The sequence below is a fragment of the Stenotrophomonas maltophilia group sp. RY12688 genome, from assembly GCF_052149045.1.
Classification (GTDB): domain Bacteria; phylum Pseudomonadota; class Gammaproteobacteria; order Xanthomonadales; family Xanthomonadaceae; genus Stenotrophomonas; species Stenotrophomonas sepilia.
This window is the reverse complement of record NZ_CP197389.1, coordinates 1,853,501-1,865,678: the sequence shown is the minus strand read 5'-3', so window position 1 is coordinate 1,865,678 and position 12,178 is coordinate 1,853,501. Positions and strand designations below refer to the sequence as shown.

Sequence of the window (12,178 nt, the reverse complement as noted above, 5' to 3'; positions counted from 1 at the left end):
GACGTGAACCCGCTGGCTTCCGTGAGGGCACCGCGCGGCGTGCGGAGCGTGGCCGTCAAGTTCTATGACAAGGCGGCCATGCGCCGTCTGTATCGGGCGAACCCTGAGCGGGCGCCGCTGTGGCTTTTGATGGCTCACACCGGGCTAAGGCGGGGCGAGATCATCGGCCTGGAGAAAAGCTCGGTTGTCGCGGGCCGCCTCCTGGTGGAGAGCGACCCGGATGAAAGCGGTGAAGGCAGGACGAAGTCAGGAAAATGGCGGGAAGTTCCCCTCAACCGCTACGCCAAGTGGGCGTTACGCCACTTGCCTGATCCGCTCGTCACGGTGCACAAGGACACCGTGTCCGACTGGTTCAAGAAGGATTCGGACCTAGCCGGTATAGGCGGGCACCTTCATAGGCTTCGCCACACCCTGCGCCCATATGGTCATGGCCGGCGTTCCCCTTCGACGCGTTCAAGTCCTGGCAGGCCACGCGGATTACGCTACTACCGAAAAATACTACGCTCACCTCACTCCCGACGGTGGCGACGGCGCAGTTGCGCGGCTTAGATTCTAAATTTAAGCCACCACGTGCAGATGGTCAGGAGTATCGACCAGCGGCTCAAAGTCGCCTCCCCTACACGCGTCGAAATCATCAGGCCATGGCGCCTGAAAACTGCAGAGAACTCGAAAGGCAATTGGTGCATCTGCGTTAACCTTCTGGACGCTTACCTGCACTTCAGAGCCACCAGCATTAAGAAGTTCACTAAAATCCTTGGAAAAATACCTTGGCACGTATCCCACATGGTGCGCTGATCCGTGTCGCTTCAGCAGCAAGGCATGTCGGTCAACTTCGTTGTTAAATTCCGGAACTAAAACCAACTGATCTCCCGCTTGCAGATGAGCGAACTCCGCTTGCTCTCGTTCGGACAAATAGCGAACCCCGTGCACGAAAAACGAAACGCGATATTTGCCGTCGGCGGAACGTTCAGGAACCGGGATGATTTCCATAGAATCTGTTCCCCGCAGCCCCCCCGTTAACGCAATCTCATCGAAGTAAGAGAGCTCCGACTCTGCCTTCCCTACCCAGCGAGCGAACGCCGAAAAATCCGCCCGATTTCTCGAAATCACCCGGTTCTTCAACAGAGGAAATAGACCGTGAGAGAAATAGTGAGCTTTGGTATTGAGCATCCGACCAAAGCCATTAAAATTGCTGAAGCGATTGACGCCATGCGTGTAGCGCAAGAGGAAGATATCGTCACCCGCCTCATCACTACTGAGCTGATCCACACGCGCGACCGGGAACCATGCACGTGAAGACAAATCCTGCAAAGCCAAATAGAGAGTCTTCATAGCTTTAGTGCCAGCAACCTTTTCTTATTTTCCATTAAAAGTCTAATTGCAAATTCTCGACCCACATCAGTTATATGTGTATCGGGAATTTCGGAAAATAACCGGCGAAAATATTCTTCATCCAATCCACCCAGCTGACTCAACCAATATCGGGATGCCTCCTGGCAGAACGCCCCAAACTCCAGAAAGGCCGCAACGGTCGAAAGTCGCTCACCAGTCTTCTTATCGTGCATCTGACTCCGCGCCTTTGAAGCATAGCCCGCAACACCGTGCTCTTCAGCCACACTTCGCAACTTTCCGGCACGCTTTTCATCCCTTAATTCACGACCAAGACTCGATGCATGATCGAAGGTTGGAGCTAGATAAACATGATTGTTACAGGTGACAAAACCCCAGTTCTCCTCATGCCGATCTTGGTTCGCGATCAAAACATCAAACATCAAATAGCCCGCCATCACGCCAATCGGAGTCATAAGCTCGTCGGGTGACTGCCAGTCGATTGGCAGCTCCAAAAAGCTCATGCGCACCAATAGACCATAGATGCGTGATGGCGTGTGAAATGAGCGTCTCTGCGCTGCCTTGACGGCTCGCGCGGCTGACTCGCTAGGGGAAGGCCCGATAAGCTCATTGCCTACCACGAGCCGACCATCCCAGGGGGTGAAGTTCAAACTCCTGACCCCGCGCGACTCTCGGGCTCCCTCCTCTGGGCCGGCAGCAGGAAGATTTATCGCCTCAGCCAGATCGTAGCGAGCGTGCGGCAGTCCGATCCGGTCAGCGATCTGTGCAGCCACAACTTCAGCCCAGTCCTCGCCGGTTTCAGGCCGACGCGCCTTGAACAGGTACTTCCTGTCGTCGTACCAGAACTTGTCTTTGCTGCCCAGCTGCTCAAACGTCTCAAGATCACGCGCATCAACCGATACCACGTCCAGCACAATGCACTCCTTTGGTCGCATCAGCTGCGACTACTGGCACCGGATCGATGTGCCAGCTGTGCCAAACCCCGATCATTCGACGGCAGTTTGTGGCGAGCCGGACGCAAGCGAGCTCCCATAAGTTGTTGATTTATGGTGACCCCGGCCCGATTCGAACGGGCGACCTTCCCCTTAGGAGGGGGACGCTCTATCCAGCTGAGCTACGGGGCCATGCAGCCGGGAAGTTTACAGCCAACGTGCCCTGCCCTCCAAGCATTCATGTTCCACCCGGTTCCCCTGGCGCGTTGCATCATGGCCGGACGGGGCGCTCTGCTACCATCGGCGATTCAGTTCATCGCGTCCCCCACCTGCCCGCGATGGCGCCAAACAACGTAACGAAACACAGGAGTCTGCATGTCTTCCGAGCTGCTCAAGTCCCTTGGCCTGGACGCGATCAACGCTGGCACGTACCTGGGCAACGGGGAGTGGTCGAGCGCGACCAGCGGTGAGCTGATCACCCCGGTCAACCCGACCACCGGCGAGCCGATCGCGCAGGTCCGCGCCACCACTGAGGCCGAGTACGAGACCGTCGTCGCCCGCGCCCAGGAAGCCTTCAAGGTCTGGCGTACCACGCCGGCGCCGCGCCGCGGTGAAGCCGTGCGCCTGTGCGGCGAAGCGCTGCGCAGGCACAAGGACGCCCTGGGTTCGCTGGTTGCCCTGGAAATGGGCAAGAGCAAGCCGGAAGGCGATGGCGAGGTGCAGGAGATGATCGACATCGCCGATTTCGCCGTGGGCCAGAGCCGCATGCTGTACGGCTACACCATGCATTCCGAGCGCCCCGGCCACCGCATGTACGAGCAGTACCACCCGCTGGGCCTGGTCGGCATCATCTCGGCCTTCAACTTCCCGGTCGCGGTGTGGAGCTGGAACTCGTTCCTGGCGGCGATCTGTGGCGACGTGTGCATCTGGAAGCCGTCCAACAAGACGCCGCTGACCGCCATCGCCTCGCTGAAGATCTGCAACGATGCCCTGCGCGAAGCGGGCTTCCCGGACATCTTCTTCCTGATCAACGATGCCGGCACCGCGCTGTCGGAAAAGATGGTCGATGACCGCCGCGTGCCGCTGATCAGCTTCACCGGCTCGACCCAGGTCGGCCGCACCGTCAACGAGAAGGTCGCACGCCGCCTCGGCCGCTGCCTGCTGGAACTGGGCGGCAACAACGCGATCATCCTGGACGAAACCGCCGACCTGAAGCTGGCCGTGCCGGGCATCGTGTTCGGTGCGGTCGGCACTGCCGGCCAGCGTTGCACCACCACCCGCCGCCTGATCGTGCACCGCTCGATCTACGCCGACGTGCTGGCCACCCTGGTCAAGGCCTACAAGCAGGTGGAAGGCAAGATCGGCGATCCGACCGATGCCGCCAACCTGATGGGCCCGCTGAACAGCGAAGGCGCCGTGCAGCAGTTCCTCGATGCCATTGCCCAGGCCAAGGCGGCCGGCGGCACCATCGAGACCGGCGGCACCCGCATCGACCGCGCCGGCAACTTCGTGCTGCCTGCAATCGTCACGGGCCTGAAGAACAGCGACGCCGTGGTCCAGCACGAGACCTTCGCACCGATCCTGTACGTGATGCCGTACGACACCCTCGACGAAGCCATCGACATGCAGAACGGCGTGCCGCAGGGCCTGTCGTCCTCGATCTTCACCCAGAACCTGAAGACCGCCGAGAAGTTTCTGTCGGCCGCCGGCAGCGACTGCGGCATCGCCAACATCAACATCGGCACGTCCGGTGCGGAGATCGGCGGCGCCTTCGGTGGCGAGAAGGACACCGGCGGTGGCCGCGAGTCCGGTTCGGATGCCTGGAAGGTCTACATGCGCCGCCAGACCAACACCATCAACTATTCGGATTCGCTGCCGCTGGCGCAGGGCATCAAGTTCGACCTGTGATGGCAAGCGACGCAGACACGTCTGTGGGTCAGAGCCCCTCCGGGGATCTGAGCCATGCCCAGGGTCGGATCCCCGCAGGGGCTCCGATCCTCGATTTCAGCGGCCGCCGCGTGCTCATTGCCGGCGGCAGCAAGGGCATTGGTCGTGAAATGGCACTGGCCTTTGCTGGTGCCGGTGCGCAGGTCTCGGTCTGCGCGCGCGGCCAGGCCGGCCTGGAGGCCCTGCGCACCGATGCACAGGCGCAGGGCACGCCATTGCATGCGTTTTCCACCGATCTGGCCGATCCCGGCCAGATCCAGGCCTGGCTGCAGGCCGCCGCCGATGCCCTCGGCGGCATCGATGTGCTCGTCAACAATGCCACCGGCTACGGCATGGCCGACAATGAGGAGGGCTGGGCCGCCAGCCTGCAGATCGACCTGATGGCGGCCGTGCGTGCCTCGCGCCTGGCCCTGCCCTGGCTGCGCGCGTCCGGCGATGCCTGCATCCTTAATCTGTCGTCGATTGCCGCGCAGCAGCCGCGTCCCGGCGGCGCGCCCTACGCCGCTGCCAAGGCCGCGCTTTCGCACTACACCACCTCGCAGGCGCTGGCGCTGGCCAAGGACCGGATCCGGGTCAACGCCATCGCACCGGGCTCGATCGAGTTCGATGACGGGCTCTGGGACCGTCGCCGGATCGAGGATCCAGCGCTGTACCACGGCACCCTGGCGAAGATCCCGTTCGGCCGCTTCGGCCATCCGCGCGAGATTGCCGACGCCGCCCTGTTCCTGTGCTCGCCACTGGCGCGCTGGGTTACCGGCAGCGTGCTCAACGTGGATGGCGGCCAGGTGTTGATGGGCTGAATTTGTAAAGCCGAGCCCATGCTCGGCTTGCACGCAAGACGCGGTCGATCCCGCATCAGCCCAAGGGGGCAGCCGAGCATGGGCTCGGCTCTACAGGGCACTGCCCATGGGATTGCCCGGGCAGAGGCACTATCATGTGCACACTGCCAAGGAGGACCCGATGAGCGTGGCACCCCGACAGACAAGCGCCCTGGCCGTGGTCAGCCTGGTCATGGGCATCGCCAGCTGGACCGTCCTGCCCTTCGTGGCCAGCATCGTCGCCATCATCACCGGCCACATGGCCCGCGCCGAGATCCGCCGCCGCCCGCATGAACTGGAAGGCGACGGCCTGGCCGTTACCGGCCTGGTGCTGGGCTGGGTCATGGTCGGCGCCGTGCTTGCCGCCGTCCTGGTCTTCATCCTGTTCTTCGGCGGCCTGGCATGGCTGGCGGCGGTGTCGAACTGACGCCATGACCGCCTCCGACAGCACTGAACGCTTCAGCAGCCGCGTCGCCGACTACGTCCGCTACCGGCCCGACTACCCGCCCGCACTGCTGGACTGGCTGCACGGCCCGATGGGCGTCAGCCACCAGGCCCGTGTCGCCGACATCGGCGCCGGCACCGGCATCTCCAGCCGTCCGTTTCTCGCCAGCGGTCATCCGCTGGTGGCGGTCGAGCCCAACGCTGCGATGCGCGCCGCCGCCGAACAGTGGCTGGCACCGCAGTACCCGCAGTTCCGTGCGGTGGACGGCCGCGCCGAGGCCACCACACTGGACGATGCCAGCATCGATCTGGTCAGCGTCGCGCAGGCCTTTCACTGGTTCGACACCGTGGCGGTGCGCGCCGAGTGGCAGCGCATCCTGCGCCCCGGTGGCCAGGCACTGATCTACTGGAATTCGCGCCTGCTCGATGCCAGCCCGTTCCTGATCGGCTACGAACAGTTGCTGCTGGACTACGGCACCGACTACACCGCTGTGGCCGAGCGCTACCAGGACGATGCCACCATGCAGGCCTGGTTCGGCCCCGGCCTGCGCGGCAGGGTAGAGCTGCCGAACGTGCAGCATCTGGACTTCGACGCCCTGCGCGGGCGCCTGCTGTCCTCCTCCTACGCACCCCAATCCGGTCATCCCCGCCACGCGCCGATGATCGACGCTTTGCAGGACCTGTTCGCCGCCCATGCGGTGGACGGCCAGGTCGCTTTTGAATATCGAACCCGAGCCTTCCTCGGCACGCTGGACTGAACCGACGCATGTATTCGCTTGCCCGCCCCTTCCTGTTCTCGCTCGACGCCGAACGCGCCCACGGCCTCGGCCTGTCCGCACTGGACCTGGCCTATCGCACCGGCACCACGCCGCTGCTGGCCGCACGCATCGCGCCGATGCCCAGCACGGTGTTCGGGCTGACCTTCCCCAATCCGGTCGGCCTGGCCGCCGGCCTGGACAAGAACGGCGAGCACATCGATGCACTGTTCGCGCTCGGCTTCGGCTTCGTCGAAATCGGCACCATCACCCCGCGCCCGCAGGCCGGCAATCCGCAACCGCGCCTGTTCCGCCTGCCGGAACACAACGCGATCATCAACCGCATGGGCTTCAACAATGCGGGCGTGGACGCGCTGGTGCGCAACGTCGAGCGCGCGCGCAACCGCCGCGGCCTGCTCGGCATCAACATCGGCAAGAACAAGGACACCCCCAACGAACAGGCCGTGGACGATTACATTGCCTGCCTGGACAAGGTGTACCCGCTGGCCGATTACATCACCGTCAACATCTCCTCGCCCAACACCGCAGGCCTGCGTGAGCTGCAGGAAGAGACCGCGCTGCGCCAGCTGGTCAGCCAGCTGCGCGACCGCCAGGAAGACCTTGCTGCCCGCCACGGCCGACGCGTGCCGATGCTGGTGAAGGTGGCGCCGGACCTCAGCGAACGCGATATCGACGCCGCCGCCCGCGTGCTGGGCGAACTGCAGGTGGACGGCGTGATCGCCACCAACACCACCATCGACCACAGCAGGGTGGCCGGCGATCCGCTGGCCAATGAGGCTGGCGGCCTGTCCGGTGCACCGGTGCTGGAGCAGTCCACGCTGGTGCTGCGCCGCCTGCGTTCGCGCCTGCCCGAATCGGTGCCGCTGATCGGCGTCGGCGGCATCCTGTCCGGCGCCGATGCCGTGGCCAAGATGGCCGCAGGCGCGGCACTGGTGCAGTGTTACAGCGGCCTGATCTTCCGTGGACCGGCGCTGGTTTCCGAATGCGTGGAGGCGATCCGTCGCCGCCGTGAAGCGCCAAGCCGCGGCGCGGTGGCCCCGCTGTGAGCGCGCCCATGGATACCATCGACGGCAACGCCCCGCTGCGCTGGACGCTCACCCGCAATGCGCCGCTGCAGGCGCTGAATACCTTCCATGTGCAGGCCAGCGCCGCGCAGCTGCTGGAACTGCACGATGCCGCGCTGCTGCCGGAGGTGCTGGCATTGCCCGAGGTGGCCAGCGGCCCGCTGCTGGTGCTGGGCAGCGGCAGCAACGTTCTGATCGCCGAGGACCTGCCCGGCACCGTGCTGGTGTTCGGCAACCGTGACATCAGTTTCCTTGAACACCGCGCCGACCATGCCGTGATCCGTGCCGGCGCCGGCGTGCCGTGGCATGGCCTGGTGATGTGGTCGCTGCAGGAAGGCCTGTCCGGGCTGGAGAACCTGGCGCTGATTCCCGGCACCGCCGGTGCCGCGCCGATCCAGAACATCGGCGCCTATGGCGCGCAGGTCGGCGAGTTCATCCAGGCCGTCGAGGCCTGGGACTGCCAGCAACAGGCCTGGGTACGGCTGGACAACGAACAGTGTGGCTTCGCCTACCGCGACAGCGTGTTCAAGCAGCAACCGGATCGCTACCTGATCACCGCCATCGAACTGAAGCTGCCACTGCTGCACGATCTGCGCATGGACTACGCCGGCATCCGCGAGGAACTGCAGGCACAGGGCGTGGAGCTGCCGAGCGCAGTGGACGTTGCCAATGCCGTGATCGCGATCCGCCGCCGCAAGCTGCCCGACCCGGATGTACTGGGCAACGCCGGCAGCTTCTTCAAGAACCCGGTGCTGCCGCTGGAACAGGTCGACGTGCTGCTGCAGCACTTCCCCGACCTGCCGGTGTTCCCGGCCGAGCAGGACGGCAAGCGCAAGGTCTCGGCGGCATGGATGATCGAGTCCTGCGGCTGGAAGGGCTTCCGCGAAGGCGATGCCGGCGTGGCCCCCAGCCACGCGCTGGTACTGGTCAACCACGGCAATGCCAGCGGTGCTGAGCTGCTGGCGCTGGCGCGCCGCATTTCGGCCTCGGTGCTGGAGAAGTTCGGCGTGCCGATCGAACCGGAGCCCCGCCTGCTCGGCGCACAGTGGTGAACACTCCCGCCCTCTCCCCCAGCGCCGCCCCGATGCGGGCGGCGCTGTTGATGCTCGGCAGTACGATGGCGTTCGGCCTGATGGCGGTCGCGATCCGCTACGCCACCCGGTACGTGCCAACCCAGGAAGTCGCGTTCTTCCGCAATGCCTTCGGCTTGCTGGCGTTGCTGCCGATGCTGCTGCGGCCGGGCCGTGCTCCGCTGAAGACGCAACAGCTGCCGCGCTATTTCGTGCGCAGTGCGATTGGCCTGGGCTCGATGCTGTGCGCGTTCTGGGCACTGGGCCACCTGCCGTTGGCGCAGGCGGTGTCGCTCTCATACTCCACGCCGCTGTTCGTCACCATCGCCGCCGTGCTGTGGCTGGGTGAAACCGTGCGCGTGCGCCGCTGGGCCGCGGTCGTGGTCGGCTTCATCGGTGTGCTGGTGATCGTGCGACCCGGTACCGCCGGCTTCACCGCGGGCAGCCTGGTCGCCGTGGCCGCCGCAGTGCTCAGTTCGCTGGTGGCGATCCAGATCAAGCAGCTCACCCGCGTCGACAGCGCCGATACCGTGGTGCTCTACACCTACGTGTTCTGGGTGCCGCTGTCGCTGGTTCCGGCGCTGTTCGTCTGGGTCTGGCCGAGCGGCATGGCCTGGCTGTGGCTGCTGGCCACCGGCGTGCTCGGCACCATCGGCCAGCTGTTGTGGACGCGGGCGCTGCGCCTGGGTGAAGTCTCGGCGCTGACCCCGATCAGCTTCCTGCAGCTGCCGCTGGTGACGCTGTTCGGCTGGCTGCTGTTCAACGAAAGCGTGGACCGCTGGACGATCATCGGCGCCGGCATCATCCTCGCCGCCAACGCCTACATTGCCCACCGCGAGGCCGTGCTGTCGCGCCGCGCCGCCAGCGCAGCCGCCTCATCAGCGGCGAAGCCCGCCGAGTAAATCCGCGCCACGCGTGGATGACGCTGCACTCCTCTGTAGAGCCGAGCCTACGCTCGGCTGCTCTTCGCGCCTCCACCGTTGACTGAGCGCGCAGGGTTCATCCACGCATGGCGTGGATCTACAGCGCGCGATACACCCGCTCGGCCGCGTCGAACACATTGCCCGGTGCGAACTGTTCGCTGAGGAAATGCAGCGACTGCCGGCGCAGCTGCGGCGACCGGTCCTCTCCATCGCTGCCCAGCAGGACCTGCTGGAACTCGATCAGGTCCTGCAGGATGCGCCAGTGACGGTACCAGGCGATCCAGCGAGGGTCGCCGCGGTCACTGCCATAGCCTTCCTCGAATCCCAACGGGTTCTCGCGGCCCCAGCGCCCGCCGACAGCGCCACCGATGAACATCAGGTCGCGCTCGCGCGGTGCCAGCGACAGGCCATCCCAGTCGATCAGGTGCAGGCCGCCGTCATTGCCCATCAGCAGATTGCCGGCATGAAGGTCGGTGTGGCACAGGTGCAGCCGCACCGGCACATCCTGCAACGCCGCGTGCAGCTGCAGTGCCTGCGCGTGCAGCGCCGCGATGCGCGCGTGCTGCTGGTCCCAGACGGAAACGAAGGCACGGCCCAGCCCATCCTTGGCAGCCGCCAGGCCTTCGCCGGCCAGCCACTGCCCGACGGTATCAAGCGCCGCGGTTTCCATCCGGATGCTTGGCAGCGCTTCCTGCAGCGCCGGTGGCGGGCACGCCTCGTGCAGGCGCCGCAGCACCTCGCCCAACCGTTGCCATTGCGTGCGGCTCAATGCCGCCTCGAAACCGGACTGGCCTTCCACATACGGGAACAGGGTGAACTGCAGGCCCCAGCGCTGCACCGATGCCCCGCCGGTCAACGCCGGCCAGGGCGCAACGATCTCCTCGATACCCAGCGTGCCGCGCAGCCAATGCAGGGTGTCCCAGACGGCAGGGGCCACCTGATAACTGCGGCATTTCAACCACCACTGCCCGCGCCGTGCATCGATGCGATACACGCTGGCGTTGGCATCGGCGCCAACCGGGCGTGGCACCACGGCGGTCGCGGTGATGCCATAGGATTGCTGGAGGACTTCGCCGAGATGCTGCGCCGAAGCGGATGACATGGATGCAAGCGGAAAGTGTTATCTGCGACAACTATCGCAGATGTGCCCGCCACGACACAGACATGTCCGTCACAACATCGTGCCTGCGCGACCAACGTGCTAGCCGGCGACGCGACGCATCACCGCTTCCAATGGCCCCCGCGTGAACCGCCATGACCACAGCCACGCTGCGCCCGTGGCCAGCATCAGGAACAACAGCGCCCACAGCAGCACGGTCGGTAGCGACGCGCTGCCATCGAGCAGCCCCAACCATTCCAGCGTACCCATGCCCAGCAGGATGTGGCCGACGTAGAGGGTCAGGGTCATTCGCCCTGCTGCAGTCAGCGGTTCCAGCCAATCCCCCGGATAACGGCGGCTGATCCAGAGGCACGCGGCAATCGCACTGCAGGCTGCGCCCGCACCGGTCAACACGTAGGCCGGTCCCGGCGGCATCGGCTGCGTTCCCAGCCACGGCTGCCAGGGCGTTCCCTGCGCAAGGTGCTGCACGGCCTGGCCTGCGCCGATCAGCAGCAGGCCCACCAGCAGCAACGCACGCTGCACCCGCGGTTGTGACAACGGCAGGCGCGCCAGCAGCATGCCCAGCAGGAAGAAGCACATCCAGGGCAGCAAGGGATGGAAGCCGTTGAACAGCAGGTTGCGCGCGGCACCCGGCCACTGCCAGAGACCGGCATACTCCAGCGTCTGCCAGTTCCAGCCCTGGCTGTAATTCCAGTGCAGCAGTGCCCAGAACGACCCGGCCGCCAGGCCGGCGATGCTGGCCAGCAGCACCCGTGACGACGCACGCAGCCACAGCACCGCCAGCGCGAAATACACCGCGTAGTAGTGCAGGATGTCGGCCGGGAACAGGGTCAGGTTGAGCAGGCCCAGTACCAGCAGGAACAGCGCGCGCCGCCAGGTCTGCGCGCCGGCCGGCATCCAGCCAAGGCGCTGTGTGGCCAGTACCAGGCCAAGTCCGGCCAGGGTGACGAAGGTCGCAGAGGCCTTGCCTTCCAGCAGATGGAAGAAGCCGGCCAGCCAACCCTGACCCTCTGCCGGCACGGCCATCGCCAGGCGGAAATTGACCAGCACCATGCCTGCCAGCGCCAGATACCGTGCCAGATCGAGGCCGTGCAATCGCCGCTCAACCGCGCTCATGCGCGTGCACCGAGCAGCAGCGCGAGCAGGCCAGGGTCCAGCGGAGCCTCATCGGTGCCACCGGCTTCGCCCAGCCCGCGACGCAGCGCATCGCTTTCGATGGCATCCAGCAGCACCTGCGCCTGCAGTGCCGGGGCCAGCACGGGACGCCGACGTTCACGCTGTGCCACCTGCTGCAGCGCTTCGGCCAGCACAGCCTGCAACTGCCTGCGATTGGCCGCAAATGCCTCGGCCACGGCCCGATTGCGTGCGCTCTCGGCCAGCACTTCGACGGCGAGCGTCGCCCATTCCGGATGGCTGCACAGCGTGTGGAAGTCCTGCAGGAACGCCAGCACCTGCGTGCGATCACCGTCGGCCACGGACAGCCGCTGCAGCAACGGCGCCAATTCCTCGCTCTCGGCCACGGCCACTGCAAGGATGATCGCTTCCTTGCCAGGGAAGTGGTTGTAGAGATTGCCCAGGCTGACGTCGGCCGCCTGCGCGATGTCACGCATGCTGGTCTGGTGGAATCCCTTGGCGAGGAAGCACTGCAGGGCGGCCTGCAGGATCTGCGCGTTGCGTTGCGCGTTGCGGTCGGCTCGGTTCATGGCGCCAATAATGAACGAACGTTCGTCCACA

Annotated in this window: 13 protein-coding genes and 1 tRNA gene; 8 read left to right on the top strand and 6 right to left on the bottom strand. The window is 65.2% G+C overall.

Going from position 1 to position 12,178, the window contains the following annotated elements; translation table 11 throughout:
* The first annotated feature begins 421 nt into the window (after window positions 1-421).
* Entirely contained in the window at window positions 422-556 is a 135-nt protein-coding gene (locus tag ACS0OT_RS08835) for a hypothetical protein (protein WP_329889060.1), read from the top strand.
* A 2-nt stretch (window positions 557-558) separates the two neighbouring features.
* Here ACS0OT_RS08835 and ACS0OT_RS08830 read toward each other — a convergent pair whose 3' ends face one another.
* The 3 genes from ACS0OT_RS08830 to ACS0OT_RS08820 form a co-directional block, all read right to left on the bottom strand.
* Complete coding sequence (locus ACS0OT_RS08830; protein WP_262219610.1) at window positions 559-1,332, bottom strand: HIRAN domain-containing protein; 774 nt, start codon at window positions 1,330-1,332, stop codon at window positions 559-561.
* The gene (locus tag ACS0OT_RS08825) at window positions 1,329-2,264 is read right to left on the bottom strand and encodes a hypothetical protein (RefSeq protein WP_262219611.1); all 936 of its coding nucleotides are present in this window, start codon (window positions 2,262-2,264) and stop codon (window positions 1,329-1,331) included. The genes ACS0OT_RS08830 and ACS0OT_RS08825 overlap by 4 nt, the downstream gene beginning before the upstream one ends.
* 133 nt (window positions 2,265-2,397) lie before the next feature.
* A tRNA-Arg gene (locus tag ACS0OT_RS08820) sits at window positions 2,398-2,474 on the bottom strand.
* 183 nt (window positions 2,475-2,657) lie between these two features.
* Here ACS0OT_RS08820 and amaB point away from each other — a divergent pair.
* From amaB to ACS0OT_RS08785, 7 genes are all read left to right on the top strand, one after another.
* Window positions 2,658-4,190 (top strand): L-piperidine-6-carboxylate dehydrogenase, encoded by a 1,533-nt coding sequence (gene amaB, locus ACS0OT_RS08815; protein WP_005416301.1) that lies wholly within the window; start codon window positions 2,658-2,660, stop codon window positions 4,188-4,190.
* Window positions 4,190-5,029 (top strand): SDR family NAD(P)-dependent oxidoreductase, encoded by an 840-nt coding sequence (locus ACS0OT_RS08810; RefSeq protein ID WP_442256267.1) that lies wholly within the window; start codon window positions 4,190-4,192, stop codon window positions 5,027-5,029. The genes amaB and ACS0OT_RS08810 overlap by 1 nt, the downstream gene beginning before the upstream one ends.
* A gap of 160 nt (window positions 5,030-5,189) precedes the next feature.
* Window positions 5,190-5,474, top strand: a complete 285-nt coding sequence (locus ACS0OT_RS08805; RefSeq protein WP_005416299.1) for a DUF4190 domain-containing protein — start codon at window positions 5,190-5,192, stop codon at window positions 5,472-5,474.
* Between the two features lie 4 nt (window positions 5,475-5,478).
* The gene (locus ACS0OT_RS08800; protein WP_164229550.1) at window positions 5,479-6,249 is read left to right on the top strand and encodes a class I SAM-dependent methyltransferase; all 771 of its coding nucleotides are present in this window, start codon (window positions 5,479-5,481) and stop codon (window positions 6,247-6,249) included.
* An 8-nt stretch (window positions 6,250-6,257) separates the two neighbouring features.
* Window positions 6,258-7,313, top strand: coding sequence for a quinone-dependent dihydroorotate dehydrogenase (locus ACS0OT_RS08795; protein ID WP_053500023.1), 1,056 nt, complete (start codon window positions 6,258-6,260; stop codon window positions 7,311-7,313).
* 8 nt (window positions 7,314-7,321) lie between these two features.
* Complete coding sequence (gene murB / locus ACS0OT_RS08790; RefSeq protein WP_164229548.1) at window positions 7,322-8,383, top strand: UDP-N-acetylmuramate dehydrogenase; 1,062 nt, start codon at window positions 7,322-7,324, stop codon at window positions 8,381-8,383.
* A 32-nt stretch (window positions 8,384-8,415) separates the two neighbouring features.
* Window positions 8,416-9,303 (top strand): DMT family transporter, encoded by an 888-nt coding sequence (locus ACS0OT_RS08785; RefSeq protein ID WP_005416295.1) that lies wholly within the window; start codon window positions 8,416-8,418, stop codon window positions 9,301-9,303.
* 118 nt (window positions 9,304-9,421) lie between these two features.
* Here ACS0OT_RS08785 and ACS0OT_RS08780 read toward each other — a convergent pair whose 3' ends face one another.
* The 3 genes from ACS0OT_RS08780 to ACS0OT_RS08770 all read right to left on the bottom strand — a co-directional run bounded on the left by ACS0OT_RS08780 (window position 9,422) and on the right by ACS0OT_RS08770 (window position 12,147).
* Entirely contained in the window at window positions 9,422-10,426 is a 1,005-nt protein-coding gene (locus ACS0OT_RS08780; RefSeq protein ID WP_005416294.1) for an aminoglycoside phosphotransferase family protein, read from the bottom strand.
* A gap of 99 nt (window positions 10,427-10,525) precedes the next feature.
* Window positions 10,526-11,560: a heparan-alpha-glucosaminide N-acetyltransferase domain-containing protein gene (locus ACS0OT_RS08775; RefSeq protein ID WP_053500027.1), complete on the bottom strand. Its 1,035-nt coding sequence runs from the start codon at window positions 11,558-11,560 to the stop codon at window positions 10,526-10,528.
* On the bottom strand, window positions 11,557-12,147 hold the full coding sequence (locus tag ACS0OT_RS08770; protein WP_442256263.1) for a TetR/AcrR family transcriptional regulator: 591 nt from the start codon (window positions 12,145-12,147) through the stop codon (window positions 11,557-11,559). Before ACS0OT_RS08770 ends, ACS0OT_RS08775 begins: the two co-directional genes overlap by 4 nt.
* Between the last annotated feature and the right edge of the window lie 31 nt (window positions 12,148-12,178).

Excerpts from the sequence above, each read along its gene's own strand:
- ACS0OT_RS08770 (WP_442256263.1), bottom strand. The coding sequence starts at position 12,147 with ATGAACCGAGCCGACCGCAACGCGCAACGCAACGCGCAGATCCTGCAG.
- ACS0OT_RS08800 (WP_164229550.1), top strand. The coding sequence starts at position 5,479 with ATGACCGCCTCCGACAGCACTGAACGCTTCAGCAGCCGCGTCGCCGAC.
- ACS0OT_RS08810 (WP_442256267.1), top strand. The coding sequence starts at position 4,190 with ATGGCAAGCGACGCAGACACGTCTGTGGGTCAGAGCCCCTCCGGGGAT.
- amaB (WP_005416301.1), top strand. The coding sequence starts at position 2,658 with ATGTCTTCCGAGCTGCTCAAGTCCCTTGGCCTGGACGCGATCAACGCT.
- ACS0OT_RS08785 (WP_005416295.1), top strand. The coding sequence starts at position 8,416 with ATGCGGGCGGCGCTGTTGATGCTCGGCAGTACGATGGCGTTCGGCCTG.
- ACS0OT_RS08795 (WP_053500023.1), top strand. The coding sequence starts at position 6,258 with ATGTATTCGCTTGCCCGCCCCTTCCTGTTCTCGCTCGACGCCGAACGC.
- ACS0OT_RS08835 (WP_329889060.1), top strand. The coding sequence starts at position 422 with ATGGTCATGGCCGGCGTTCCCCTTCGACGCGTTCAAGTCCTGGCAGGC.
- ACS0OT_RS08830 (WP_262219610.1), bottom strand. The coding sequence starts at position 1,332 with ATGAAGACTCTCTATTTGGCTTTGCAGGATTTGTCTTCACGTGCATGG.
- ACS0OT_RS08775 (WP_053500027.1), bottom strand. The coding sequence starts at position 11,560 with ATGAGCGCGGTTGAGCGGCGATTGCACGGCCTCGATCTGGCACGGTAT.
- ACS0OT_RS08780 (WP_005416294.1), bottom strand. The coding sequence starts at position 10,426 with ATGTCATCCGCTTCGGCGCAGCATCTCGGCGAAGTCCTCCAGCAATCC.
- murB (WP_164229548.1), top strand. The coding sequence starts at position 7,322 with ATGGATACCATCGACGGCAACGCCCCGCTGCGCTGGACGCTCACCCGC.
- ACS0OT_RS08805 (WP_005416299.1), top strand. The coding sequence starts at position 5,190 with ATGAGCGTGGCACCCCGACAGACAAGCGCCCTGGCCGTGGTCAGCCTG.